We start from the raw sequence: 25,568 nt of genomic DNA on the forward strand, positions 1-25,568 counted from the left end.
CCGCATATAGCCGTGTTGAGCAAGAGTTAAGGATGGGAAGGGCAATTGGGTGTAAAAAGCCCCGCACTGTTCGAGTGCGGGGCGAAAGATACGGCCGTATGGCCCGGAGGCGCGTCGGTACTGAGCACTGCTCGCGCGCGGTTCAGTACTGGTCGCGCGGCTCAGGACTCCTCGCGCGGCTCAGAACTCGTAGTCGGCGATGATCCACTTGGCGAACTCGCGCCACAGGGTGACGCCCGCCTGGTGGTCCGGGTGCTCGACGTACGTGCGGAGCGCGTCCGCGTCGTCGAAGGCGGAGTTGATGGCGAAGTCGTAGGCGATGGGGCGGTCGCTGACGTTCCAGCCCAGCTCCCAGAAGCGGATCCCCTGGATCCGGCCTTCGAGGGCGCGGAAGGCGTCCACACCCTTCACGACCCGCGGGTCGTCGCGCTCGACGCCCTCGTTGAGCTTGAAGAGGACCAGGTGGCGGATCATGGGTGCTCCGGGGAGGTCGTACGAGGTGCTGCGGAGGAAGGGGGCCGCTTCGGGGCTATTCGGCCCCGTCGGCGATCCAGGTGAAGAAGTCGCCGATGGACTGGGCCGCGTTGGAGACGCCCTCGAACCCTATCTGGACGTAGTCGGCGGCCTTGGCCGGGTCCGTGATGATCACGTAGAGCACGAAGACCACGAGCACGTACAGCGCGATCTTCTTCCCCTGCACCGCCACCGCGGCCTCCCCCGCCTCTTGTGCCCCGTGGGCCCTATCGGTCCCTCTTTGTCGGCCGCGAGTGTAACCCGATCATGCGTTCGTAGGGAGAGACGGCAGAGCCCGGAGACGCAGGAAGGGCCCCGCCTGACGACGGGACCCTTCTTCAGCGGTAGCGGAGGGATTTGAACCCTCGGTGACTTGCGCCACACTCGCTTTCGAGGCGAGCTCCTTCGGCCGCTCGGACACGCTACCGAGAGAGACCTTACAACAAGGTGGGGCGTGCTTTGAAATCGGTATTGCCGGGGCCTCAACGGGCGCGGAAGAACTCGGTGAGGAGCCGGGCGCAGTCGTCGGCGAGGACGCCCTCGACGACTTCGGGGCGGTGGTTGAGACGGCGGTCGCGTACGACGTCCCAGAGGGAGCCGGTGGCGCCGGCCTTCTCGTCGCGGGCGCCGTAGACGACCCGGTCGACCCGGGACTGCACGAGTGCGCCCGCACACATCGTGCAGGGTTCGAGGGTGACGACCAGGGTGCAGCCGGTCAGCCGCCACTCGCCGAGCCGCGCGGCGGCCCGGCGGACGGCCAGCACCTCCGCGTGGGCGGTCGGGTCGCCGGTCGCCTCGCGTTCGTTGTGCCCGGTGGCCAGTACGGTCGTGCCGTCCGGGGACAGGACGACCGCGCCGACCGGGACGTCACCGCCCTCGGCGGCCCGCCCGGCCTCGGCCAGGGCGAGCCGCATCGCGGGCCGCCAGCGGTCGCGTACCGGGTCGGGTCCGCCCGGTGCCTCCGCGTCGGTCGCGTCGGACGTGTTGGACGCGTCGGACGCGTCTGATGCATCGGTCACCGGGGGAACGCAGCCGTCGGACTCGGTGGGCTTGGCGGACTCGGCTGATTCGGTGGACTGGACGGACTCAGCGGACCGTCTCCAGGACCTCCGACGCTCCGAGTGCCTCGGCGATCGAGCTGAGGGCGTCGTCGGCGTCGAGAGCGCGCAGCTCCTTCTCGCCCACCCCCAGGTCGTCGAGGATCTCGGTGTCGCCCACCGGGCTGTGCGGCACGGCCTCGGCCGACGTGTCGTCATCGTCGTCGGAGTCGGACTCACCGTCCTCGGTGCCGTCGAGGTCGAGGGCGTCCAGGTCGGTGTCGTCGTCGCCGGGCTCCCTTCCGAGCAGTTCGTCGGTGAGCAGGATCTCGCCGTAGCTGCTGCGGGCAGCGGCGGCGGCGTCCGACACGTAGATACGAGGGTCGTCCTCGCCATCGATGCGGACGACGCCGAACCAGGCGTCCTCCTGCTCGATGAGCACCAGCACCGTGTCGTCGCCGGGCGAGGCTTCACGGGCCAGGTCGGCCAGATCCGACAGGGTTTCCACATCGTCGAGCTCTGTGTCGCTCGCTTCCCACCCGTCTTCGGTGCGCGCGAGCAGTGCGGCGAAGTACACCGTGACTCTCCCACTGGTCATAGGTGTGCCGGTTGGGGGTCCCCCCGGCGGAGGCTGTGGGTGGGGAGGCTTGCGGTCCGAGCCCCACCCACTCGGAATCGTGGCAGAAACAGAGCGCCCAGGGGACGTCTTCGGCTCCCTGTGTCCGGCTCTTTTGATCGCCGGTGGGTCCGCCGTTCACCTGCGCACCTGTTGCCGCCACCAGCGGATCGTACGCGGAGTTCCTGGCCGTATATGCACGACCACCCCGTGAACGCCCCACACATACCCCACGAACACGTCACACGGGCCCCACCGGGGGTGCCTGGAAGGGCCGGTCGGGGAGGGAGAGGGGAGAGGGAGGGGTCAGTCGGCGGTGCCCGGTTCGCCCGGGTTCACCAGCGGAACGTGCGCATCCGCATGGCGTGGCGGAGCCGGGCGGCCTTGGCGCGGCGCGGCTGGACCCGGTCGCGCAGCTCGCGTGCCTCCGTCAGCTCCCGCAGGAACTGCGCCCGCCGCCGTCGGCGCGCGGCATCGCTCTCCTCCCGCCCGGCACCCCGCGCCCCCTCGCCCGTGGCCGTACGCCCCGTCACCTCGTCGTCGCCCCGCACCGACTCACCAGACACCCGCCCCGCCCGACCGTCCGTCCCCACCGTCCGACCTTCCGTCCGTCCCGCCGTAGTGCCCGTCCGCGCCGCCCTGCCGGTCTCGGATGCCGCACCGGCCGCTGTCCTCGCTGTCCCGCCGGAGGCCCGAGTCGTTCTGTCGGAAGCCCGAGCTGTTCTGTCGGGCGGGCGCGTCGGCGCGGTGTTCGGCCGTGGGGGCTTCTCGGCCGTGCGGGGTGCCCTGTCTGCCGTCCGCGCGGGCCTGTCTGCCGTCCGCGCGGGCCTGTCTGCCGTCCGCGCGGGCCTGTCGGCCGTCCGCGCTGACCTGTCGGCCGTGCGGGGCGTTGTGCCGGGTGGGCGGGGTGGCTTGTCGGGGCGTGGGTGTCCGCGTTCGGCCGTCTGTTGTCGGTCGGTGGCGGATGCTCGGTCGGGTGGCCTGCCGGTGCCCCGTAGGCGTGGGGAAGCGTTGTTCGTGTCTGGCATGGGCTCACCACCGTCAGGCGTCGGTTCTTCCGTCGCCGCTCCGTTCATCCCACTTTCCCTCCGACGGCGGGTTTGATGCCATCGGGAGGGCGAGGCGGGAGGGCGGTCGGTGAGGGGGCGCCCGGGGGTGTGGCCCCAGTTACTGTTGTGGACATGCGCCTCCACGTCGTCGACCACCCCTTGGTCGCTCACAAGCTCACCACGCTGCGCGACCAGCGCACCGACTCCCCGACCTTCCGTCGCCTCGCCGACGAGCTGGTCACCCTGCTCGCCTACGAGGCCACGCGGGACGTACGCACCGAGCTGGTCGACATCACGACGCCGGTCGCCTCGACCACGGGCGTCAAGCTCTCCCACCCCCGCCCGCTCGTCGTGCCGATCCTCCGGGCCGGCCTCGGCATGCTCGACGGCATGGTCCGGCTGCTGCCGACCGCCGAGGTGGGCTTCCTGGGCATGATCCGCAACGAGGAGACGCTGGAGGCCTCCACGTACGCCACCCGTATGCCCGAGGACCTCTCCGGGCGTCAGGTGTACGTCCTCGACCCCATGCTCGCCACGGGCGGCACCCTCGTCGCCGCGATCCGTGAGCTGATCAAGCGCGGCGCCGACGATGTGACCGCCGTGGTGCTCCTGGCCGCCCCCGAGGGTGTCGAGGTCATGGAGCGCGAGCTGGCGGGCGCCCCGGTGACGGTCGTGACCGCCGCCGTCGACGAGCGCCTCAACGAGCACGGCTACATCGTGCCGGGCCTGGGAGACGCGGGCGACCGGCTGTACGGCGCCGCCGAGTAACCCCCTGAGGGGTCCTCACGGGCTCGCGTCAGCAGGTCTTCGTCGCGGTGGGCGTCGGCTCGGGACTGGTCAGTGCGGCCAGGGCCTTGCCGGCGTCCTTCTGCTCGCTGAGGGCCTTGAAGCCGGTGCCGATGACGAGGTCCACCTCGGTGGCCTTCTTACGGCCGTCGGTCTTGAGCCGCGCGCCGGAGAGCTGGGTGTTGAGGACGGCCAGCGCCGCGTCCTCGGCGGCCTTCGCGCCGAGCAGTATCGCGGCGCCCTTGACCTTCTTGTCGTACTCCTTGGTCGCGTTGCCCACGTTCCCGATGCGGAAGCCGCGCTTCTTCAGCTCGTCGGCGGTCTCCTTGGCGAGACCGGCGCGGGGCGTGGCGTTGAGGACGTTGACGGTGATCTTGCCGGGTGCGGGCAGGCCCTTCGCGGCGGTCCCGGACTTCCCGGACTCTCCGGCCGATCCGCTCGCCTTCGGGGACGGGCTCACCCGGGTCGCGCAGTCCGCCTTGGGGCCCGCCGCCGCTGCCTGGTCCTCGTCACCGGTGAAGACGTCGATGAGCTGCAGGGTTCCCCAGCCGACGAGGCCCAGCGCGGTCACGGACGCGACGACCGCGAGGACGAGCCTGCGACGCCTCTTGGGCCGGCGAAGCCTCGGGTACTTGTCCCCCGTGATCCGGTACTGGCCGCCCATGCCAGGAGGAGTCAGCATGCTCATGGGCGCAGCGTAGTGCCGTTGGACGGTGATGCCTACTAGATGATCATTCACCGCGCGGCAGTCCAACCCGAAAGGGCCAACCGGCGGGCGCCGGTGGAGGGCCCGGAAGGCTGGTGAAGGGGCGGGGCTAGTCCAGTTCGAGGACGCGTGCGTGCAGCACCTGGCGTTGCTGGAGGGCCGCGCGGACCGCGCGGTGGAGGCCGTCCTCCAGGTACAGATCGCCCTGCCACTTCACCACGTGCGCGAAGAGGTCGCCGTAGAAGGTGGAGTCCTCGGCGAGGAGGGTCTCCAGGTCCAGCTGCCCCTTGGTCGTCACGAGCTGATCGAGGCGGACCGGGCGCGGCGCGACGTCCGCCCACTGCCGGGTGCTTTCCCGGCCGTGGTCGGGGTACGGCCGGCCGTTTCCGATGCGCTTGAAGATCACACGGAAAGCCTACCGGTCGAGACGTTCCGGGCGCAGCCATGGCGACGGAGTGCGACCCCGGAAAAGGCGCCGCAATGTGGGACAAAGCGGTGATTCTGTGGGGGTCCGGTGGTGGTCATGGGTGCCCGGCGGGGTCTTTTCGGGGGCGCGGCGGGTTCCCCGGGAAGTGCCGTCGGTGATTCTCGACGGCCGCGCTCCCGCTTGTCCGGGGCTTCTTCGGGGCTTGGCCCGGACTTCTCCGGAGGGGCGCCGCGATGTCGCCGGGACGCCTTCCGCGGGCTTCCGGCAGTTCTCTGGCAGTTCTCTGGCAGTCCTCCGGGGGCGACGGGTTCGAGGTGAGTGGCGGTGAGTGGCGATGGGTGGCAAGCAGCCCGATCGGCGGCGTCGTCCGGGTCCGAGTCGCGGGCTGGGTCCGCGTCGGCATCCGCGTCGGCATCCGCGTCCGCGTCCGCTGTGGTCCCGGGGTCTTCAATCTTCGAGTCTCTGGCCCGGTCGTCGGGGAGCCGGATGGGCCGGGAGATCAGTCGGTCGGTGTTCGGGACGGCGCGGAGGGGGCGGTGGCGCGTCGGGGCGGGTGCTGGGCTGTCGCCGGTTACTTGCCGGCGGCCTTCGCGGCCTTCGCCGCCGCCTTCATCTCCTGTTTGTGGGCGCGGACCTTGGCCAGGGAGTCGGGGCCCTTGATGTCGGCGACGGAGCGGTAGGAGTCGGGGTCGCCATAGGAGCCGGCGGCTTCGCGCCAGCCCGTGGGGTGGACGCCGAGTTGTTTGCCGAGGAGGGCCAGGAAGATCTGGGCCTTCTGCCGGCCGAAGCCGGGGAGGGATTCGAGGCGGGAGAGGAGTTCCCCGCCGGTCGTCGCGTCCCGCCAGACCGCGCTCGCGTCGCCGTCGTAGTGGTCGACGAGGTACTGGCACAGCTGCTGGATGCGTTTGGCCATGGAGCCGGGGTAGCGGTGTACCGCCGGTTTGGCGGACAGCAGCGCGGCGAAGGACTCCGGGTCCGTCGCCGCGATCTCCTGGGCGTCCAGGTCGTCGGCGCCGAGCCGTTGGGCGATGGTCCAGGGGCCCTTGAACGCCCACTCCATCGGCACCTGCTGGTCCAGCAGCATGCCGACCAGCGCGGCGAGCGGACTGCGGCCGAGGAGTTCGTCCGCCTCGGGGTCCTGGGCGAGGTGAAGGGTGACGTCCATGACCCGATGATCGCGCGCCGGGCGGCACGCCGCAGCCCGGCCCGTACGCGGTTACGGGCGCCAGTAGCCCAGCGCGTGTATCCGTTGCTTCGGCAGGCCCAGTTCCTTGCGGAAGTACGCCGTCAGGGAGCGGGTCGTCGCGGTGTCGCAGGCGATCCAGACGTAGGGGTCGGGGGTGATTTCGAGGAGGGCGGGGGCGTCGGCCTTCACCTGGGTGAGGAGGCGGGCGCCGGCGTCCTGGCGTGGGACCGGGCGGAAGTCGTGGCGGGCGGGGTCGAGGCGGAGGGGGAGTCCGTCTGCTCCGGAGGCGTCGGCTCCTGGCCCCGGCCCCGGCCCCGTCTCCGGCCCCGTCTCCGTCTCCGTCTCCGTCGACGGTCCCGGCTCCGGTGACGTCTCGAACCAGATCGTCGCCGGGGCGGACGGGATCGCCCCGAGGAGGGAGTTGATGGCCGGGAGGGAGGCCGGGTCGCCGATGGCGAGGATGTGGGAGGGGGCCGGGTCGGGGTCGGTGAAGGCGGTGCCGTGGACCGTGGCCTCGATGGTGTCGCCGGGCTTCGCGGCGCGGGCCCAGTCGCTGGCGTGGCCGTCGTGGAGGGCGAACTCCAAGCTGAAGGTGCCGGCGACCGGGTCGGGGTCGACGAGGGTGTACGCCCGCTGGTGCGGTTTGCCGGCCGCGTCGAACCAGAGGCGTACCCACATCGTCGGGTGGACGCCGGTCACCGCGAGCATGCCGCCGTCGGTGAGGTGGACCCGCCGGTAGTGCTCGGTGACCTGTTCCGCCCCGGTCACCGTGAAGACGAAGTCCTTCCCCCGGAGCAGTTTGAGGACCGCTCCCTCCCAGCCGTGCCCCTGCCCCATGGCTTCTGCACCCTTCACGTACGCTTTGATCACGAGTTGATTAGGTGAGGCTAACCTAATTAGAGACGGGATGCAGGATGCGGGACAGCGGTGCGCGGGGCCGGGCTCAGGGGAACGATATGAGCCACGGGGACTACGGGGACTACGGGGGCTACAGGGATTACGGCACTTATCGCGATGCCTGGGGTATCCCGCACCTCCGCGCCGCCGACGCCCGCGCGCTCGCGCACGCCCAGGGCCGGGTCACCGCCCTCGACCGTGCCTGGCAGCTGGAGGTCGAACGCCACCGCGTGCAGGGCACCTCGGCCGCCTTCCTCGGCGTGGACGCGCTCGGCTGGGACCGGTTCGCGAGACGGGCCCGGCTGGAGGACACGGCCCGAAGATGCTTCGCCCGGCTGGAGAGAACGGACCCGGAGACCGCCGACTGGGTCCGGGCGTACGTCGAGGGCGTGAACGACGGGCTGGAGGAGGGGCTGGAGGAGGGGCTGGTCGAGGGCCGGCGGCGCGCGCCCGAGTTCGAGCGCGCCGGGATCGCGCCGGGGCGCTGGGAGGCCTGGCATCCGCTCGGCGTCTGGCTCGCCACGCACATCCTGTTCGCCGGGTTCCCCGCCAAGCTCTGGCGCGAGGAGGCGGTACGGCATCTCGGCGCCGACGCGGTCGGGCTCTTCGCCACTGACGGGCCCGCCACCTCCGGCAGCAACGGGTGGCTCGTCGACGGGTCCCGTACGACCACCGGGCGGGCCGTCATCGCCGGTGACCCGCACCGGTTCATCGAGGAACCCGGCGTCTACCAGCAGATCCACCTCTCCTGCCCCGAGTTCGACGTCGTCGGCCTCGCCGTACCGGGCCTGCCCGGCATCGCCCACTTCGGTCACACCGGCGGCGTGGCCTGGGCCATCACCAACGCCATGGCCGACTATCAGGACCTGTACCGGGAGCGGCTGCGCCACGGCGAGGAGGGCGACGGGGGTGGCGAGGGTGTCGTCGAGGCGCTCGATCCGGACGGGGTGTGGCGGGCCGTGCACCGGCATGTGGAGATCATCGAGGTCGCGGGCGGGGAGCCCGTGGAGGTGGAGGTGATCGAGACCGCCCGGGGGCCGGTCGTCATCGGGGGCTTGGAGCCTCGCGTTCCACCTGTGGACAAGACCGTTCCACCTATGGACCAGACCGCCGCCGACACCGACACCGACACCGATTCTGGCTCCGGCTCCGGCTCCGGCTCCGGTCTTGATCCGGTCGGTCCGCTCAGCCTCCGCTATCCACCCCGTGTGACCGAGGACCTCGGGATCAGCGCGCTCCTTCCTCTCCTCCGGGCCCGGGAAGTCGCCGATGTGGACCGGGCGTTCGACCGGTGGGCCGAGCCGGTGAACGTCGTACAGGCCGCGGACACGAGGGGCGGGGTGCTGCACCGGGTGGCGGGGCGGGTGCCGGTGCGGAGCCGGGACAACCGGACGCGGGTGGTCGTGGCCTGGGAACCGGGGCACGAGTGGGAGGGGTGGCACGAGACGCCGTACGGCACGTTCGAGGACGGGGTCGCGGTGATGGCCAACCAGCGGGGTCCGGCGACCCCGTTGGGCGTGGAGTTCGCCCCGCCGCACCGCGCCGAACGTATCCGCGCGCTGCTGGACGAGAAGCGGGTGTGGTCCGCCCCGGACATGCCGACCGTGCACATGGACACCGAACTGGCCTCCGCCGGGCCTCTGTTGGACCATCTGGCCGCTCTCACCGACACCGCCCTCGCCAGGGACGCCGTCCGCGCCGACACCGTCAACGTCGACACCGTTTACGCCCCCAACGGCGGCCCCGAGAGTTCCGTGCCTCTCACCCCGGCCGCGGCCGCGCTCCGCGACCGGCTTCTGCGCTGGGACCGGCGGATGGAGGCCGACAGCGTCGAGGCGGCGGCGTACGCGGCGCTGCGCGGAGCGGTCGTACGGCGGCTCGCGGCGGAGCCCGCCTTCGCGGCGCTGGCCGTGCCGCCGGCGTACCCCGAGGTCTTCCGGCCGTGGCTCTCGCTCACCGTCCGGATCGGGTTCGCGCTCGAACATCTGCTCAGGGCCGAGGAGTTGTACGGGATCGACCGGGCCGCGCTCGTACGCGAGGCGCTGGAGGAGACCGCCGGCGCCGAGTCCGGGCGCTGGGGCGACCGCCACCGGCTCGCGCCGTGGCGTGCGCTCCCTGGCGCCGACCCGGACGCGCCCCACGCCGAGCCGGGGCTCGGCGGTGACCACGACTGTGTGCTCTGCACCTCCGCCGTCCCCGGCATCACCGACCTCAGCGCACGCGGGCCCGCCGCCCGCTACGTCTGGGATCTGGCCCGGCGCGAGGACAGCCTCTGGGTGGTGCCGTTCGGGGCGTCCGGCGTGGGCGGATCGGCCCACCACCGCGATCAACTCCCCCTGTGGCTCAGGGGAGATCTCGTACCGGTCGTCACGGACTGGAACCGCCTCACCAAGGACGAGCGACGGGAGCGGCGAGGGCGACCGGAGCGGCGAGGGCGATCGGAACAGCGAGAACGACCGGAACGGCGAGAACAGCCGGAGCAGTGAGAACAGCTGGAACAGCCGGAACAGCGAGGAGAAGCGCCATGACCGTTGAGTCGTACGGGGGCCGTGTGGCCGTTCATGAGCAGGTGGTCGACGGGTTCGGGACCTTGCGGATCCTGCCGTTGGACGCGAAGGCCGATGCCGAGGTGGTGCATGGCTGGGTGAGTGAGCCGAGGGCCGCGTTCTGGGGCATGAACGGGTTCACGCGGGAGCAGGTGCGGGAGGTGTACGAGGGGCTGGAGGCCTTCGACACCCACCACGCCTACCTCGCGGTGCACGACGGCGAGCCCGTCGGGCTGCTGCAGACGTACGAGCCGGAGGCCGACCGGGTCGGCGAGTGTTACGAGGTCGAGCCCGGTGACATCGGCGTCCATGTGCTCCTGGCGCCCGCCGGGGTCGGCGGAGAGCGGCCGGGGTGGTCGTCCTCGGTGCTGGACGCGTTCACGTCGTACGTGCTGGTCGGGCTGGACCGGTCGCGGGTCGTCGTCGATCCGGACGAGCGGAACGAGCGGGCGATCGCGCGGTTCGCGCGGCACGGGTTCGAGCGCGGGCCGGTCGTCGTGCTGCCGGAGATCGATCTGCCGGAGGTGTATCTGCCCGAGAAGCGTGCCCAGTTGGCGTTCTTGCGGAGGGAGGGCGCGCTCGGTCGACGGTTCGGTCAGTAGTTCGGGTGGTGGGCGTAGCCTCGGGCGAATGACTCCCGAAGACCTCATAGCGCACTACGAGTTGGAGCCCATACCGCGCGAAGGCGGACGTTTCCGGCAGACGTGGGCGGGGCCCGATCGGGGCGACGGGCGGCCGGAGGGGACCGCGATCGTCGCGCTGCTCACCACCGAGCCGGGCGACTACTCCGCGCTGCACCGGCTGCCCGGCGACGAGATCTGGCACTACCACCTCGGCGATCCGCTCCGGATGCTGCTCCTCGCCCCGGACGGGTCCTCGCGGGTCGTCGTCCTCGGGCCGGACGTGCTCGCCGGGCAGCACGTGCAGTACGTCGTGCCCGCCGGGACGTGGATGGGGGCGCGAGTCCTGGGCGGTGGCAGTGGAGGTGGCAGTGGTGGTGATGGCAGTGGGGGTGGCGGAGGCTGGACGTTGTTCGGGTGCACGATGGCGCCCGGGTTCACCTTCGAGGGATACGAGCACGGGGACGCCGCGGAGCTGGCGCCGCTGTATCCGGACCGGGCCGTCGAGATAGGGGAGCTGGGGCGGGCGTAGGTCCGGAGGTGCGTAGGCGCGCAGGGGCGTAGGCGCAGAGAGGGGGGTGGGCCGGTGCGGATCGCGTTGAACGCGGCGTTCGTGGCGTGCGTACCTGTTCGAGGAGTCCGAGAGCCGGCGACCGTGGATCCGGAGCACTACGTGGACCGACGCAGGTACAGCGACCCAGCCAGCAATCCAGTCAGCGACCCGGTCGAGGGTACGGACCGGGGCGCGGACAGGGATACAGACAGGGATACAGGCAGGGGCGCGAGGCGACATGGCGGAACCGGCGGGGCCACCGGTGGACACGGAGGCCGGACCGGGAGCCGGATCAGTGGCCGGGTCGGCAGTCGGACCGGAGGCCACATCGGCGGCCGGGGCCGAGGGGTTCAGCGCCTGGTGCTGCTGGGCACCGTGCTGGTCCTGTTCCTCCTCGGCGGGGCGGGTACCGCGTCCGCGCACGCCGCTCTCAAGGGAAGCGATCCCGTCGACGGAAGCGTCCTCGACGCCGCTCCCCGGGACGTCACCCTCCGCTTCACCGAGTCGGTAAGCCTCCTGGAGGACTCCATCCGCGTCGTCGACCCGGAGAACCGGGCCGTCGACACGGGCAAGCCGGGGCGTGCGGGCGGCCGTTCCGACACGGCACGTGTCACCCTGCCCACCGGCCTCGGCGACGGCACGTACACGATCGCCTGGCGCGTGGTCTCCGCCGACAGCCACCCCATCTCGGGTGCCCTGATCTTCTCCATCGGCGAGCCCTCCGCGACCGCCGCGGTCCTCCCCGCCGACCTCACCGAGGACCCGCTCACCTCATCCCTCTACGACATCACCCGCTACTTCGCGTACGGCGCCCTCGCCCTGCTCATCGGCGTGACCTTCTTCCTGGCGGTCGTGCTCGGGGGCCCGAGCGCGGTGCTGCGCAAGCTGCTGCTGGGGGGATGGCTGGCCCTGCTGCTGGCCTCGGCGGTTCTGCTGCTGCTCCGCGGACCGTACGAGCGGGGCAGTGGCATCGGAGCCGCCCTCGACCTCTCCGTCCTGCGCGACACGATGGTCAGCCGGCCGGGGCTCGCGCTGCTGGCCCGGCTGGCGCTGCTCGCGGTGGCCGCCGTCCTGCTCGTACGCGTGGGCCGGCGGGGCGAGCGGGAGGAGTGGGGGAAGGGCGCGCTCGTCTGCGGAGCCCTGCTCTCCGTCGGTCTCGCCGGTACCTGGGCGGCGGCCGAGCACGCCTCCGCCGGTATCCAGGTGCCGGTCGCGATGACCTCCTCCGTGCTGCATCTGCTCGCCATGGCCGTCTGGCTGGGCGGGCTGACCGCGCTGCTCACCGTGCTGTACCGGGCGCCGAACACCCTCTCGGTCGCCGTGGTCACCCGCTTCTCCCGGCTCGCCTTCGCCTCGGTGATCGTCCTCGTCGTCACCGGCGTCTACCAGTCCTGGCGCGGCCTCGGCTCCTGGTCCGCCTTCACCTCCACGGCGTACGGGGAGGTCCTCGTCGCCAAGCTGGTCGCGGTACTGCTCTTGCTGGTCGCGGCGGCGTTCTCACGGCGCTGGACGGGGCGGTTGGGGGCGGGTTCGGTCGGGGCGGCGTCGGCGGGGGCCGAGGTGGAGGCCGCGGGTTCGGTGACGACAGCCGATCGGGCCGCCCAGGTCGGCGATCAGGCGGTGCAGGTCACCGATCGCGCCGAGGCCTCCGAGCGGGCGGCCGTGGCGGTGGCGGCGCGGGTGCCCGAGCGGGTGGGGGCCGTGGGCAGCAAGGTCTCGGACGGCGCCGACGACGGGCCTTCCGGTGACGTTGACGGTGCCGTGGACAACGGCGAGGTCGCGTCGGCGGAGTCACCGGCCGAGGACGCGTCCACGGACTCACCGGCCGAGGACGCCCCCGCCGATCCGCAGCGCCGGCGCCTTCGGGGGTCCGTGCTCGCGGAGTTCACCGTCGCGGTCGTCGTGCTGGTGATCACCACCGTGCTGACGGGGACCCTGCCCGGCCGGGCGGCGGCGGAGATCGCGAAGGAGAGCGCGGACGCGGCGGCCGGTGAGATCACGGCCTCCTCGGTGGCCGTCCCCTTCGACGTCGGCACCCCGAACGGCCACGGCAAGGTCCAGATCGACCTGGGCCCCGGACGCGTGGGCAAGAACTCGGTGCAGGCCGTGGTCTTCGGCCCCGACGACGGCATCGCGACCGTCCCCGAACTGCGTCTCACCTTCACCCTGCGGGCCCAGAAGATCGGCCCCATCGACGCCAAGCTCACCAACCGCGGCGGCTACTGGGCCACCGACACCCTCCAACTCCCCCTGCCCGGCAAGTGGACGATGAAGCTCACGGTCCGTACGACGGAGATCGACCAGGTCACGGTGGAGAAGTCGGTACGGGTGAGCTAGCCGGCCTCACCCCGACGATCCACCATCCCGACGATCCACCACCCGCCACCCACCATCAAATACGCAACCGCCGACGGCTACTCGTTCCGGTCGTGCAGCGGGCGGCCGCAGAGCGACTTCGACGGGGTGCCGTCCACGCCGACGGGCGGGTTCCCGGCGACCATGACGCGGTGCATGATGCGCGGGAAGTCCAGGTGGGCGGTGTCGTTGGGGGCGAGGTGGACGGTGGCCCGGTTGTCCCAGAGGGCCACGGAACCCGGCTCCCAGCGGAAGCGGACCGTGTACTCGGGGCGCGTGATCTGCTCGACGAACATCTCGAGCAGGAGCCGGCTCTCGGCCCGGGTCACGTCGACGATGTTCTCGACGTAGTACGGGTTGACGTACAGGATCCGTTCCCCGGTCTCGGGATGGACGCGGACGACCGGGTGGACGGACGCGACCTGGTGGTCCTGGAGATGGCGGAGGTAGGGGTCGGGGCCGGAGCGGGCGAGGTAGCCGACGCCGAGGCGGTGTTCGGCGCGCAGCCCGTCGGCGAACCGGCGCACCGGCTCGGACAGGCCCGCGTAGGCGGAGGCGAGGTTGGCCCAGGTGGTGTCGCCGCCGTACGGGGGTACGCGTTCGGCGCGGAGCAGGGTCAGGGCGGGCGGGTCGATGCGCGCGGTGTGATCGGCGTGCCAGCCGCGGAGCGTGGAGTGGCGGCGGCGCTCCAGCCATTCGGCCTGGTCCATGCCGTGTTTGCGGCCCAGTTCCTGGCGGTCGGCCGTCGTCTCGATCTCGGGGTGCTCGGAGGGCGAGACCGAGCCCCGCGAACGTAGCCGGATCGGCTCGCCGAAGCGGCGCGCGAACGCGATCTGTCCCGCGTGGTCCAGTTCCTGCCCCCGGAAGAACACGACCTTCCAGCGGAGCAGTGCCGCACGGATTCCGGCGACGGTCTCGTCGTCGAGCGGTCCGGCCAGGTCGACGCCGTGGATGTCGGCGCCGATGTGCCCGGAGGCCGGGCGAACGTCGAGGCCGCCGTCGCCCGTGGGTTCCGTCGAGGACGTGTTCGTGTCGATGCCCATCACTCCCTCGCTCGCCGTTCGAGGCCGCCCTATCCATCGTGCGGCCCGCGCATGCGACCAGGCCGGTCTTCCCATGGTGTGGCCCGCGCATGCGACCAGGCCGGGAAAGTGTCCTGAACGACCGCCGCCGGCCACTGACCCCACAGGGTTCACCGAAGGCCGTCGTCCGGGGCGTCACCGCGGCCCAGGTCTGGCGGTACCTGACCGACACCTCCACCTGGGAGTCGTACTACGACAACGTCGCCGACATCTCCTACCCGAACGGCGACGCGCCCGAGCTCAAGGCGGACGTGGCGTTCGGCTTCGGCACGTTCGGGTTCCCGCCACTGGACGCACGCGTCGTCGAGTTCCAGGCCCCAGCTCGGCGCCCCCGCCCCGCCCCCGCCCAGGAGCGCCCCAACCCCAGGCTCAACGGCCACCAGGCCTGGCTCGACGGCCTCGTCGGCGCGGCCGCAAAGTGACGCCGCGTCGCCCGGTGTCGTACCACCCGCCGACCCACCCCGGGCTGCGAAACTGCCCAGGGACCAACGCACTGTACGCGGCAGGAAGTTGACGTCATGACCGACAAGCTCACCGTAAGTGTCCTGGGTACCGGCATCATGGGCGCCGCGATGGCCCGCAGTCTCCTCCGCGCCGGTCATGCCGTACGGGCGTGGAACCGCACCCGCGAGAAGGCCGAGCCGCTCGCCGCCGACGGTGCCCTGATTGCCGACAGCCCGGCCGAGGCCGTACGGGGCGCCGATGTGGTGCTCACCATCCTGTACGACGGGGCCGCCGCCCTGGACGTGATCCGGGAGGCGGCGCCCGCGCTGAGCCCCGGCACGGCCTGGGTCCAGTCGACCACCGCCGGTGTCGAGGCCGTGGCCGGACTGGCCGGACTGGCCGCCGAGCACGGGCTGCTCTTCTACGACGCCCCGGTCCTCGGCACACGGCAGCCCGCCGAGGCGGGGCTGCTGACTGTGCTGGCCGCGGGGCCGGTCGAGGGGCGGGGGACGGTGACGCCCGTCTTCGACGCCGTCGGCGCCCGTACCGTCTGGACTGGCGAGGACGGAGCGGCGGGCACCGCGACCCGGCTCAAGCTGGTCGCCAACAGCTGGGTGCTCGCCGCCACCAACGCGACCGGGGAGGTCCTGGCCCTCTCCCAGGCCCTCGGGGTCGACCCGCACTCCTTCTTCGAGATCATCGAGGGCGGCCCGCTCGACATGGGCTATCTGCGCGCCAAGTCCGCGCTCATCCTCGACGGCCGTCTCTCCCCGGCCTCCTTCGCCGTCTCCACCGCCGCGAAGGACGCCCACCTGATCGTCGAGGCCGGCCGGCGACACGGCGTACGCCTCGACATCGCCGCAGCCGGCGCCGCCCGCCTCACCCGCGCCGCCGCCCAGGGGCACGCCGAGGAGGACATGGCCGCCGCGTATTTCGCCAGCTTCGACGAGGGGGAGGCAGGGGACGGGGGCACGGTCAAGGGTGAGGCTGAAGGGCGGGGGCGGGGCTAGGGGCAGGGCCAGAGAGCCAGAGCGAGCCAGGGGGCAGGCCGCCTGTGCTTCCGCTCGACGCCGCCGTACGCGACCGGCTGGCCACCGAAAGAAACGTCTGGCTCCGCACCCGTACTGCCCCGCCCGCGGAAGTCGGCGTGCCCACGCATCCATCTGCCCGCCCGGACGGCGTGAGACCCCCGCCCGCGCCGCCCCCCCTCAGGCCCGATCCGCCGCGTTCCGCTCGTCCAAGGCCTCGTGTGCTCCCGCCGAAGCCGGGGGAGAGGGAGCGGGAGAAGGAGAGGACGGGGATGGGGACGGGGACGGCGTGCCCCCCTCTCCCGGACCGGCCGTCGCCCGCCGCCCCCGCAGGCGGCCGGTGATCGACATGGCCACCGGCTCGGTCCACCGCGCGGTCAGGGGGCCGACGATGACCAGGATCAGGACGTACGCCGTGGCCAGCGGGCCGAGGGAGGGTTCGATGCCGGCGGTGACGGCGAGGCCGGCGATGACGATGGAGAACTCGCCGCGCGCGACCAGCGTGCCGCCCGCGCGCCAGCGCCCCTTGGCCGAGATCCCGGCCCGGCGCGCGGCCCAGTACCCGGTGGCGATCTTCGTCAGCGCGGTGACGACGGCCAGTACGAGCGCGGGCACCAGTACCGGCGGAATGCTCGCGGGGTCGGTGTGCAGCCCGAAGAAGACGAAGAACACGGCGGCGAACAGATCCCGCAGCGGCGCCAGCAGACTGTGCGCGCCCTCGGCGACCTCGCCCGACAGGGCTATGCCCACCAGGAACGCCCCCACGGCCGCAGACACCTGCAACTGCTGTGCGAGCCCGGCGACGACGAGCGTCACGCCCAGGACGACGAGCAGGAGTTTCTCGGGGTCGTCGCTGGAGACGAACCGGGAGATGTGCCGGCCGTACCGCACCGCCACCAGCAGGACGACCCCGGCCGTACCGAGCGCGATGGCCAGGGTGGCGCTGCCCGCCGCGAGACCGACCCCGGCCAGCAGCGCGGTGACGATCGGCAGGTAGACGGCCATGGAGAGGTCTTCCAGCACCAGGATGCTGAGCACGACGGGCGTCTCACGGTTACCGAGCCGCCCGAGGTCGCCGAGCACCTTGGCGATGACCCCGGAGGACGAGATCCAGGTGACGCCGGCCAGTACGACGGCCGCGACGGGTCCCCAGCCGAGGAGCAGGGCCATGGCGGCGCCGGGCAGGGCGTTGAGCGTGGCGTCGACGAGGCCGGCCGGGTACTGGGTCTTGAGGTTGGAGACGAGATCGGTCGCCGTGTACTCCAGGCCGAGCATGAGCAGCAGCAGGATCACGCCGATCTCGGCGCCGATCGCCACGAACTCCTCACTGGCCCCCAGGGGCAGCAGCCCGCCCTCCCCGAAGGCAAGCCCGGCCAGCAGATAGAGCGGTATCGGCGACAGTTGGAACCGCCCGGCGAACCGCCCCAGCAGCCCCAGCCCGAGGATGATCGCGCCGAACTCGACCAGGAAGACGGCGGAGGAGTGGGTGGAGGACGACTGGGCGAGGAGGTGCGCGGCGGACTGTCCGGTGCCGCCCTGCCCGGTGGCCTGGGGGAGGAAGGCCGGAGCCGCGGAGAAGTACATGTTCCGCTCACTCCCGCCCGAGTATCGCCGCGGCCGTCTCCACACCCTCCCGGGTGCCGATCACGATGAGCGTGTCACCGCCGGCCAGCCGGAAGTCCGGCGTCGGCGACGGAATCGCCTCGGCCCGGCGCAGTACGGCCACGATGGAGGCGCCCGTCTCGGTCCGCATCCGGGTGTCGCCCAGCACGCGCCCGTTCCAGTGCGACGTCGACGCCAGCTCGATCCGCTCCGCGACGAGCCCCAACTCCGTGGTGGACAACAGGTTCGGGCTGTGGTGGTCGGGTGTCAGCGCGTCGACGAGGGCGGTCGCCTCCCCCGAGGTCAGCCGCACCGACAGCGCACACGCGTCCGGATCGTCCTGCCGGTACGCGCTCAACGTCCGCGCACCGTCCCGGTGGGCGACCACCGAGATCCGCCGCTGTTCCCTGGTCGTGAGGTCGTAACGGACCCCGATCCCCGGCAACGGCGTACTACTGAGGCGCGGAGCACCCACGGCTGGCCCCCTGTCTGATTCGGATATGTCGTCGGACAACCGTCGGTGCCACCCTAACGAGACCCGAAATCCAGCCGCCGCCCGCGAGCCCGGCCCCCCGATGGAACAATCCCCCTTCAACCACCCCGGCCCCGAGGGCTGACCGAAAGGACCCCCACCATGCCCCCAACGGCCGCCTCCACACGTCCTGCGGCAACCGCAACCGCAACCGCAACCGCAAGCGCCCTGCCCGGGCATGAAACGGGGGCGCCGGCGGCTAGCGGTCCGGCTGCCCTGGTGGCGAGGCGCGCGCCTGCTCCGACGTCGAGTGGCCTGTCTGCCCTGCTGACCAGCGGTCAGACTGCCCTGGCGGCCCGTGAAGTGGGGTACCTGGCGAACCGTCACGGAGCGGAGGGCCACATCGGCAGCAGAGGGGCCGCCCCAACGGCCCGTGGCGCGGGTACCCCCGACGGAGGTGGCGCGGGCGTCCTGGCCGGCCGTGGCGCAGGCGTCGCCGACCCCAGCCCCAACCCGCACGCCGCGGAGATACCCGTTCCCCCCGGAGCAGAGGGCCCTCCGCCCCCTGGGGGTCCCACGTGCCCCGGGGGCCGCACGCCCCTCGGAGGACCCGAGCTTCCCGGCGAACCCGCACCCGCCAAACCCGCCACACCCCCCGCAGCACGCGTGCCCGAGACCCCCGGAGCGTGTCCGTGATCCAGTGGGTGTCTCTGGGGAGTGGCCCCCGCCCGGTCCCCCAGCCCGTGGCCACCCCCCTGGTGTGGGCCACGGCCTTCGGCGGGGCGATGGCGTTGGTGGCCGTCCACATCGCGCTGGTCGGCACGGACCGCCCTGGCCTGGCCCTGGTCGCGCTGTCCCTGCTCGCCGCGCTCCTGGGCGGGTACGCCCGCTTCACCGCGGCCCCGGGCACGGCTGCCCTGTGCTGGCTCTTCCTCAACGGTTTCGCCATCCCACCGGCCGGCGTCCTGACCTGGACCAACCCGCGCGACACCTTCTGGCTGGTCTGCCTCCTCACCGCGGCCCTCACCGGCACGACCCTCGCCCGCCTCCTCCAGGCCCGCGCCGCCTACCGCCGCCTCACCACGGCCCAGCCCCCACCCACCCCAGAACCACCGGACTGGCCCCCGCCCCACTGACCCGGCCTCACTGACCCGGCCTCACCGACCCGGCCCCGATGCCTCCGTATCGGCCGTACGACGCCCGCCACCACCCCGCCACGACCGCCCTGCTCGCCCCCGGCGTCCCCGACGCGCCGTGGTGGACCGGACCATGGTCTGACTGACTTGCCGTGCCTATCTCCCCAACTGGTGATCCGACCAGAAGGGCGGGGGAGCGCCCGCGCGTCAGCCGGTCAGCTTGTTCATCTTGCGGATCTGCTTGTCGAAGACCTGGGCGGGAGCGAGGCGGCGCAGTACGCGCGCGCGTGCGGCCAGAGGGCCGGCGGTGTAGCGCGGCTTCGGCTTGGTGTCGGTCGCCGCCGCGACGATCGCCTTGGCGACGACGGCGGGGGCGTCGCCGTTCCTGACGGCCTCCGCCATCACGCGGTCGACGGTCTCTCGCTGCTGCGCGTAGGCGTGCAGGGGGGTGTCGGGCTTCGCGCTGTTGGCCTCGAATCCGGTCCTGGTGTAGGCGGGTTCGACGATGAGCGCCCGGACGCCGTGGTCACGGACCTCGTGGTCCAGGGACTCGGTGTAGCCCTCGATCGCGTGCTTGGAGGCGGCGTAGGCGGCCATGTAGGGCTGGGGCAGGAACCCGAGCACGGACGAGATGTTGATGATGCGCCCGCGTCGCTGAGCGCGCATGTGCGGCAGGACCTCGTTCACCATGCGCATGACCCCGAAGACATTGGTGTCGAACATGCCCTGGGCCTGCGCGAGGGAGGTTTCCTCGGCCGCCCCCATCGAGCCGACGCCGGCGTTGTTGACCAGGACGTCGATCCGCCCGAACCGCTCGCGCACCTCCCGGACCACCGCCGTGACCGAGGTTTCGCTGACCACGTCGAGGTCGAGGAACGTCACACCGCTGAGCGGGGTGACGCGTGAGGTGTCGCGGCCTGTTCCGACCACGTCGAAACCCGCCGCGACCAGTGCGAGCGCGGTTTCCCTGCCTATGCCGGAGGACGCACCCGTTACGAGTGCCACCGGCCGATCTGTCGTCATCATGGACTCCCGCACGTCGAGAAACCGATCGGTTTCCATCAATGTAAACCGATCGGTTTCCGTGCGCAAGCTCAGGCGGGCAGAACGCAGAACGCAGAACGCAGAACGCAGAACGCAGAATGACGGCATGGGGCAGGATCAGGGCGCCGGAGGGGCGTGAGACCGTCATTCGCGCGGCGCTCGCCGCCTTCGCGCTCAGGGGCTGCTACGGCACGTCCACCGCGGCGATCGCCAAGCGCGTCGGCGTCGCGCAGCCGTATCTCTCCCGGCTCTTCCCGGACAAGCAAAAAGGCGATCTTCGTCGCCGCCTTGATGCGGGGCATGGAAGACACTCGCCTGGCTCGGCAACGCGCTCGCGGCTACGGGGCTTCCCCCGAGCGCCGGGCGGTAACGGGGCGTTCTGGACAGGTGAGGGTCAGCGCACGCCTGCCGCGTCGAGCAGGGTGGTCACCGTGGGCGCGATGAGCCCCGTCAGTTTGTCCGCACCGATCCCCGCGCGGGCGCTGGCGCCGTCGAAGACCAGGCTGAGCTGCCGGGCCAGCAGATCGGGATCGCTTGCCCCGCCCTGCTCGGCCTCGGCGCGGAAGAAGGCGGTCAGGTTCGCCTTGACCTGATGGGCGACCCGGCTCGCGGGGTGACTCTGATCCTTGAGCTCGATCTGGACAGCCAGATACTGGCAGCCTCGGAACTCGGGCGTACCCGCCTGCCGTTCCACCTGCTCGAAGACGTGCATGATTCGCTCGCGAGGTGAAAGACGGTCGTCCGCCGCGGGCAGGAGCGTCGCCACGTAGGCGGAGGCGCGCTGCTCCAGGCTCGCCGCCAGCAGGTCGTCCTTGCTCTCGAACAGCTGGTACATGGAGCGCTTCGACACCCCAGCCGCCTTGCACAGGGCCTCGACGCCGATCCCGACACCGTCTCGGTAGGTCAGCGTGGCCGCCGCGTTCAGCAGCCGCTCTCGGGGGCTGGGCTTCGCCTCGGTGGTCATGCTGCGAGGGTAACTCGATTTCGACAGAACAGAAACTGATCGGTTTTCGGTGTGAAGTCCGGGCGGAGGCTCGGCGACGGCCTGGCGGAAAGGCCGCCGCCGAGCCCTGAGGGTGTGCGGGCCAGTAGTCCCCGGCGACGCGCACACATCGGCGCCACCCCGGGTAATGGCCCCGTCCTGGGGTGTGGGGCTATGGGGGCACCCTCCGCTAGGCCGGGACCGCGTTCTTCTCTGGCGTCGTCTCCACCGGGATGCGATGCAACCCCTTGCGGTCGTACCACCCCAGCACGCCGAAGCCGAACAGCACGGCCACCAGGAGGCCGACGGCCATCATGACCCAGCCCCGGGTCAGGCCCGCGTCGCCCTGGGCGTCGTAGTAGAGGATCGAGCGGATGCCGCCGGTGATCTGCCGCAGGGGCTCGAACTCGGCGAGGAAGCGGTAGAAGCCGGGCAGCGCCTCCGGCCGCGCCGGCCATGACCAGGGTGCCCATCAGCAGGGACAGGCCGGTCATGAGGGTGCTGCTGATGGCGAGGGTCTGTACGCGGGTGGCCCGGATCAGCGGGCGGTGCAGGCGCAGTGGGCCCATGTCGTGGTGGGTGTAGCCGAGGACGTGGTCGACCTGGCCGCTGATGACGTTGGCGCGGCGGCCGAGGAGGTGAAGTCGGAGGGGGGAACGCCACTCATGACGTACGTGTCTCTCGGTCGGGTGACGCGGAACGTTTCGCCGGGGGCTGCCAGCCGCCGGTGACTTCCTTGACGGGCTTGTGGGGGAAGCGGCGCCGGGCGTACTCCTGCGCATGGGAGCCCGGCAGGACATAGAGCGTCTCCGTCTTCTCCTGGAGCGGGCGCAGCACGGTGTCCATGAACGACTTGCGGTCGTCCAGGTAGGGGCCCAACACGTCCTCGCCGGCGGGGCAGACGGCAAGGCAGTAGCCGGACTTGTAGCCGGGCGGCGAGCTGAGGCTCTGCCACATGGAGGCGCTCTCGGAATCGGTGACCCGCGAGCGGTAGTCGGCGGCGTCCTCGCTGTCGGCCACGGTCTGCGCCCAGTCGGTGAACCCGCTCATGAACTCGCGGTAGTTGTGCGTGGTGCAGGCCAGCGCGTCGAATGCCCCGTCCTTGCTGATGGCGCCGACCGGGCAGGCGGCGACGCACAACTTGCAGTCGATGCAGGGGTTGTAGTCCAGCGCCTGCCCGTACGCGCTCACCTCCGCGTCCACCAGGACGGTCACGAGCAGGACGAAGCTGCCGAACTTCGGGTGGATGACGTTGCGGTGCAGGCCCATCACGCCGAGCCCCGCGGCCACCGCGACCGTCTTGTGCGCCACCACCCAGATCCGCTCGCTGGGGAAGCGGTCCATCTCCTGGGGGAATCCGACAGAGGGATTGAGCGCGCGGTAACCGGCGTCCTGGAGCGCCTGGGTGACACTGCGGGCGGCGTGGTTGGCCTGCTCGTCAGTCTGGTGGAACTCCTGGTTGGCCACACTGCGGGCGGGGGAGCGGCAGTTGTCGCGGTTCATCCGGACCGCCATCGCGATCAGGGTGCGGGTGCCGGGCAGCGCGGACTGTACGTGCTCGCGCTCGCCGGCCAGGTCCGGGTGGTCCAGGCTGACCGCGGCCGCGTCGTCCGCGCCGGCCGCCAGGCACAGTTCCCGCAGCCAGGCCGCGTCGATCACCGCCGGCGGGCGCGTGACGTCACCGGCCCCGCGCCGGGCGATTACGGCCTGGACCGATGGGTGGGCGGCCAGCTTCGCCGGAAGCCTGGGACCCGTCGGTCGCCCCTCGGTGTCGCGCGCGGCAGTCATCGGTGCTCCTGTTGATTCGGGTTCGAGACTCGCCTGCACAGCGAGAAACCGATCAGTTTCACCACCGTAAACTGATCGGTTTCCTCACGCAAGCCCGAGCTGCGAGCCGCCCGATCCGCGGAAGCTGCTGAGTCGAACAGCGACATCACTCCCCTCGCCCACCCGCACAACCAAACCCCGGGCCGGAGAGCCGACCGGGCCGTTACGAGACCCACGGCGCACCCCGGCGGGGACACCCGCCTGACCTGTTGCGGATCGGCCGGCACGGGCTGGAGATCGTCATGGCGGTCGGCCAGAGCTTCGCGGTCCACCGCGAACCCGTGGGCAAACGGATCACCACGGCGATCGTGCGGCCGACGATCCCGGCGGGGACGTGCCCGGCCGCCGACTGTGACGGCTGTCGCCGTACCTGGCCGCTTTCCCGCGCCGCCTCCTGCACGGAGATGTACCCGGCGGGGGAGCGTGCCGGCGGGCGGGCAGGGCAGGTGCGCGTATGTAAGACCACACACGACGAAGGGCCCCACCGCGAACGGTGGGGCCCTTCGACATCGTGCCCGGTGAGGCACTGGCGGAGGATACGAGATTCGAACTCGTGAGGGGTTGCCCCCAACACGCTTTCCAAGCGTGCGCCCTAGGCCTCTAGGCGAATCCTCCGCCAGGAACATTACATGACGTCGGAGGGTGGTTGCGAACCCGTTCGAGGGCGGGGGAGCGAGGCGGGAGGGAGGGGTGGGGAGGCGGGTCGGGGGCCGTCCGGGATCGGGTAGGCTGGGCTCAGCCCCTCACGCGGCGCTATCTGACTGAACTCCCCCAGGGCCGGAAGGCAGCAAGGGTAGGTTGGCTCTGGCGGGTGCGTGAGGGGTCTTGTGCGTCCAGGGCCTTTCCGCCCAGGCCGGGGCCCGGACCGAGTCCGTGGCGGTCCGTGTTGTCAGTGGGCGCCTATAACCTCGTATGCGTGTCGTCTCTCGCGCTGTACCGCCGTTATCGCCCGGAGTCGTTCGCCGAGGTCATCGGGCAGGAGCATGTCACCGACCCGCTGCAGCAGGCGCTGCGGAACAACCGGGTCAATCACGCGTACCTGTTCAGCGGGCCGCGTGGCTGCGGGAAGACGACCAGCGCGCGGATCCTCGCCCGGTGTCTGAACTGCGAGCAGGGGCCCACACCGACGCCGTGCGGTGAGTGCCAGTCCTGCCAGGACCTGGCGCGGAACGGACCGGGTTCGATCGACGTCATCGAGATCGACGCGGCCTCGCACGGTGGTGTGGACGACGCCCGTGAGCTGCGCGAGAAGGCCTTCTTCGGGCCCGCCGGCAGCCGGTACAAGATCTACATCATCGACGAGGCCCACATGGTCACGTCGGCCGGTTTCAACGCGCTGCTGAAGGTCGTCGAGGAGCCGCCGGAGCACCTCAAGTTCATCTTCGCGACCACCGAGCCCGAGAAGGTCATCGGCACGATCCGGTCGCGTACGCATCATTATCCGTTCCGGCTCGTCCCCCCCGGCACGCTCCGGGAGTACCTCGGCGAGGTCTGCGGCAAGGAGAAGATCCCGGTCGAGGAGGGCGTCCTCCCGCTGGTCGTGCGCTCCGGGGCCGGCTCCGTGCGTGACTCGATGTCCGTCATGGACCAGCTGCTGGCGGGCGCGACGGACGAGGGTGTGACGTACGCCATGGCCACGTCGCTGCTCGGTTATACGGAAGGGTCGTTGCTCGACTCGGTCGTCGAGGCCTTCGCGGCGGGGGACGGCGCCGCGGCCTTCGAGGTCGTGGACACGGTCATCGAGGGGGGCAACGACCCGCGGCGGTTCGTCGCCGACCTCCTGGAGCGGCTGCGGGACCTCGTGATCCTGGCCGCCGTGCCGGACGCCATCGACAAGGGCCTCATCGACGCCCCCACCGAGGTCCTGGAGCGGATGCGGGCCCAGGCCGGCGTCTTCGGCGCCGCCGAGCTGAGCCGCGCCGCCGACCTCGTCAACGAAGGCCTCACCGAGATGCGCGGCGCCAACTCGCCCCGCCTCCAGCTCGAACTGATCTGCGCCCGCGTACTCCTCCCCGCCACCTACGGTGACGAACGCTCCGTCATGGCCCGCCTGGACCGTCTGGAACGCGGGGTGAACTTCTCGGGCGGCGGCGCCGGCCCGGCCATGGGGTACGTGCCCGGACCCGAGGCGCACGGGGGCGCGGCCGCCCCACCCATGGGCATGCCTCCGCAGGCCCCGCAGGCCCCGCAGGCGCCCCACGTTCCGCAGGCCGCGCAGGTCCCGCCCGGCGGCGGCCCCGCGGCGGCTCGGGCCGCGGTTCGGGGGACGGGCCCAGGGACAGGGGGCGGAGGCGCCTCCGACGCGTACGGTGCCGGGGGCCCCGTCGGCGGACAGCCAGGCCCCGCCGCGGCCCCCCCGGCCGCCCCCCAGGAGGCTGTCCAGCCCGCCCCGCCCCCGACTCCTCCCGGGCCCACCGCCACCCCGGGCGCGAGCCCCACCCCCCCTGCCCAGCCCGCCAGCACGCAGGGCGCCCCCGGCTCCTGGCCCACCCCGGCCGCCGCCGGCAGCGGGCGCCGGCCAGGCGGATGGCCGACGGCCGCCCCCGCCGGTGGCGGCTCCGCACCCGGGACCCCCCCCCCCCCCCGCCCCCGCCCCCCCCCCCCCCCCCGGCGCCCCCCCCCCCGGCGCCCCCCCCCCCCCCCCCCCCCGGCCCCCCCCC

24 protein-coding genes, 2 tRNA genes, 1 other RNA gene and 2 pseudogenes are annotated in these 25,568 nt (G+C 71.9%); 11 read left to right on the top strand and 18 right to left on the bottom strand.

What is annotated here, in order from left to right; all coding sequences use genetic code 11:
• Window positions 1-180 precede the first annotated feature (180 nt).
• The 6 genes from ABT147_RS23885 to ABT147_RS23910 all read right to left on the bottom strand — a co-directional run bounded on the left by ABT147_RS23885 (window position 181) and on the right by ABT147_RS23910 (window position 2,699).
• Window positions 181-474, bottom strand: a complete 294-nt coding sequence (locus ABT147_RS23885) for a Dabb family protein (protein ID WP_351409375.1) — start codon at window positions 472-474, stop codon at window positions 181-183.
• A gap of 55 nt (window positions 475-529) precedes the next feature.
• On the bottom strand, window positions 530-706 hold the full coding sequence (locus ABT147_RS23890; RefSeq protein ID WP_033526709.1) for a hypothetical protein: 177 nt from the start codon (window positions 704-706) through the stop codon (window positions 530-532).
• Window positions 707-855: 149 nt separating this feature from the next.
• Window positions 856-940 (bottom strand) — tRNA-Ser (locus ABT147_RS23895).
• Between the two features lie 55 nt (window positions 941-995).
• On the bottom strand, window positions 996-1,427 hold the full coding sequence (gene tadA, locus ABT147_RS23900; protein WP_351409423.1) for a tRNA adenosine(34) deaminase TadA: 432 nt from the start codon (window positions 1,425-1,427) through the stop codon (window positions 996-998).
• A gap of 172 nt (window positions 1,428-1,599) precedes the next feature.
• Complete coding sequence (locus ABT147_RS23905; protein WP_351409426.1) at window positions 1,600-2,127, bottom strand: tRNA adenosine deaminase-associated protein; 528 nt, start codon at window positions 2,125-2,127, stop codon at window positions 1,600-1,602.
• A 374-nt stretch (window positions 2,128-2,501) separates the two neighbouring features.
• A complete protein-coding gene (locus tag ABT147_RS23910) occupies window positions 2,502-2,699 on the bottom strand; it encodes a hypothetical protein (protein ID WP_351409428.1) in 198 nt (65 codons plus the stop codon).
• A gap of 648 nt (window positions 2,700-3,347) precedes the next feature.
• Here ABT147_RS23910 and upp point away from each other — a divergent pair.
• Window positions 3,348-3,983, top strand: coding sequence for a uracil phosphoribosyltransferase (gene upp / locus ABT147_RS23915; RefSeq protein ID WP_351409377.1), 636 nt, complete (start codon window positions 3,348-3,350; stop codon window positions 3,981-3,983).
• 28 nt (window positions 3,984-4,011) lie between these two features.
• Here the strand turns inward: upp and ABT147_RS23920 are convergent, their stop codons facing one another.
• From ABT147_RS23920 to ABT147_RS23935, 4 genes are all read right to left on the bottom strand, one after another.
• On the bottom strand, window positions 4,012-4,665 hold the full coding sequence (locus tag ABT147_RS23920) for a LytR C-terminal domain-containing protein (protein ID WP_351409430.1): 654 nt from the start codon (window positions 4,663-4,665) through the stop codon (window positions 4,012-4,014).
• Window positions 4,666-4,816: 151 nt separating this feature from the next.
• The gene (locus ABT147_RS23925) at window positions 4,817-5,113 is read right to left on the bottom strand and encodes a type II toxin-antitoxin system VapB family antitoxin (protein WP_003999914.1); all 297 of its coding nucleotides are present in this window, start codon (window positions 5,111-5,113) and stop codon (window positions 4,817-4,819) included.
• Between the two features lie 592 nt (window positions 5,114-5,705).
• Entirely contained in the window at window positions 5,706-6,299 is a 594-nt protein-coding gene (locus ABT147_RS23930) for an HhH-GPD-type base excision DNA repair protein (RefSeq protein WP_351409379.1), read from the bottom strand.
• A 51-nt stretch (window positions 6,300-6,350) separates the two neighbouring features.
• Window positions 6,351-7,157 (bottom strand): siderophore-interacting protein, encoded by an 807-nt coding sequence (locus tag ABT147_RS23935; protein ID WP_351409381.1) that lies wholly within the window; start codon window positions 7,155-7,157, stop codon window positions 6,351-6,353.
• A 119-nt stretch (window positions 7,158-7,276) separates the two neighbouring features.
• Here ABT147_RS23935 and ABT147_RS23940 point away from each other — a divergent pair, with 119 nt between their 5' ends.
• The 4 genes from ABT147_RS23940 (at window position 7,277) to ABT147_RS23955 (ending at window position 13,273) form a co-directional block, all read left to right on the top strand.
• Complete coding sequence (locus tag ABT147_RS23940) at window positions 7,277-9,703, top strand: penicillin acylase family protein (protein ID WP_351409383.1); 2,427 nt, start codon at window positions 7,277-7,279, stop codon at window positions 9,701-9,703.
• A 38-nt stretch (window positions 9,704-9,741) separates the two neighbouring features.
• A complete protein-coding gene (locus ABT147_RS23945; RefSeq protein ID WP_351409385.1) occupies window positions 9,742-10,365 on the top strand; it encodes a GNAT family N-acetyltransferase in 624 nt (207 codons plus the stop codon).
• A gap of 28 nt (window positions 10,366-10,393) precedes the next feature.
• A complete protein-coding gene (locus ABT147_RS23950) occupies window positions 10,394-10,915 on the top strand; it encodes a cupin domain-containing protein (RefSeq protein WP_351409387.1) in 522 nt (173 codons plus the stop codon).
• 381 nt (window positions 10,916-11,296) lie between these two features.
• Window positions 11,297-13,273, top strand: a complete 1,977-nt coding sequence (locus ABT147_RS23955) for a copper resistance CopC/CopD family protein (RefSeq protein WP_351409389.1) — start codon at window positions 11,297-11,299, stop codon at window positions 13,271-13,273.
• Window positions 13,274-13,350: 77 nt separating this feature from the next.
• Here ABT147_RS23955 and ABT147_RS23960 read toward each other — a convergent pair whose 3' ends face one another.
• Window positions 13,351-14,334 carry a TauD/TfdA dioxygenase family protein gene (locus tag ABT147_RS23960; RefSeq protein ID WP_351409392.1) on the bottom strand — a complete coding sequence of 328 codons (984 nt, stop codon included), beginning with the start codon at window positions 14,332-14,334 and terminating at the stop codon, window positions 13,351-13,353.
• A gap of 89 nt (window positions 14,335-14,423) precedes the next feature.
• Between ABT147_RS23960 and ABT147_RS23965 the strand changes: the two genes are divergently transcribed.
• Complete coding sequence (locus tag ABT147_RS23965) at window positions 14,424-14,795, top strand: hypothetical protein (protein ID WP_351409394.1); 372 nt, start codon at window positions 14,424-14,426, stop codon at window positions 14,793-14,795.
• Between the two features lie 96 nt (window positions 14,796-14,891).
• Window positions 14,892-15,827 carry an NAD(P)-dependent oxidoreductase gene (locus ABT147_RS23970; protein ID WP_351409396.1) on the top strand — a complete coding sequence of 312 codons (936 nt, stop codon included), beginning with the start codon at window positions 14,892-14,894 and terminating at the stop codon, window positions 15,825-15,827.
• A 198-nt stretch (window positions 15,828-16,025) separates the two neighbouring features.
• Here ABT147_RS23970 and ABT147_RS23975 read toward each other — a convergent pair whose 3' ends face one another.
• Complete coding sequence (locus tag ABT147_RS23975; RefSeq protein ID WP_351409398.1) at window positions 16,026-17,429, bottom strand: cation:proton antiporter; 1,404 nt, start codon at window positions 17,427-17,429, stop codon at window positions 16,026-16,028.
• Between the two features lie 7 nt (window positions 17,430-17,436).
• Window positions 17,437-17,922, bottom strand: coding sequence for a cation:proton antiporter regulatory subunit (locus ABT147_RS23980; protein WP_351409401.1), 486 nt, complete (start codon window positions 17,920-17,922; stop codon window positions 17,437-17,439).
• Window positions 17,923-18,611: 689 nt separating this feature from the next.
• Here ABT147_RS23980 and ABT147_RS23985 point away from each other — a divergent pair.
• Window positions 18,612-19,055, top strand: coding sequence for a hypothetical protein (locus ABT147_RS23985; protein WP_351409432.1), 444 nt, complete (start codon window positions 18,612-18,614; stop codon window positions 19,053-19,055).
• 207 nt (window positions 19,056-19,262) lie between these two features.
• Here ABT147_RS23985 and ABT147_RS23990 read toward each other — a convergent pair whose 3' ends face one another.
• A complete protein-coding gene (locus tag ABT147_RS23990; RefSeq protein ID WP_351409434.1) occupies window positions 19,263-20,078 on the bottom strand; it encodes an oxidoreductase in 816 nt (271 codons plus the stop codon).
• A 119-nt stretch (window positions 20,079-20,197) separates the two neighbouring features.
• Here ABT147_RS23990 and ABT147_RS47370 point away from each other — a divergent pair.
• Window positions 20,198-20,308, top strand: a pseudogene (locus ABT147_RS47370) (hypothetical protein); the annotation flags it as partial.
• Between the two features lie 185 nt (window positions 20,309-20,493).
• Here the strand turns inward: ABT147_RS47370 and ABT147_RS24000 are convergent.
• From ABT147_RS24000 to ABT147_RS24020, 4 genes and pseudogenes are all read right to left on the bottom strand, one after another.
• Window positions 20,494-21,063 (bottom strand): TetR/AcrR family transcriptional regulator, encoded by a 570-nt coding sequence (locus ABT147_RS24000; protein WP_351409403.1) that lies wholly within the window; start codon window positions 21,061-21,063, stop codon window positions 20,494-20,496.
• A 208-nt stretch (window positions 21,064-21,271) separates the two neighbouring features.
• Window positions 21,272-21,704, bottom strand: a pseudogene (locus ABT147_RS24005) (ABC transporter); the annotation flags it as partial.
• 40 nt (window positions 21,705-21,744) lie between these two features.
• Entirely contained in the window at window positions 21,745-22,869 is a 1,125-nt protein-coding gene (locus ABT147_RS24010; RefSeq protein ID WP_351409405.1) for a 4Fe-4S binding protein, read from the bottom strand.
• Between the two features lie 566 nt (window positions 22,870-23,435).
• A tRNA-Ser gene (locus ABT147_RS24020) sits at window positions 23,436-23,523 on the bottom strand.
• A gap of 119 nt (window positions 23,524-23,642) precedes the next feature.
• Between ABT147_RS24020 and ffs the strand changes: the two genes are divergently transcribed.
• Together ffs and ABT147_RS24030 are read left to right on the top strand one after the other, a co-directional pair.
• Window positions 23,643-23,739: signal recognition particle sRNA small type (gene ffs / locus ABT147_RS24025), an RNA gene on the top strand.
• Between the two features lie 85 nt (window positions 23,740-23,824).
• A partial coding sequence (locus ABT147_RS24030; RefSeq protein WP_351409407.1) for a DNA polymerase III subunit gamma and tau occupies window positions 23,825-25,568 on the top strand: 1,744 nt, incomplete at its 3' end.

The organism is Streptomyces sp. NPDC001868, from assembly GCF_040297125.1.
In the GTDB taxonomy this organism is placed as follows: domain Bacteria; phylum Actinomycetota; class Actinomycetes; order Streptomycetales; family Streptomycetaceae; genus Streptomyces.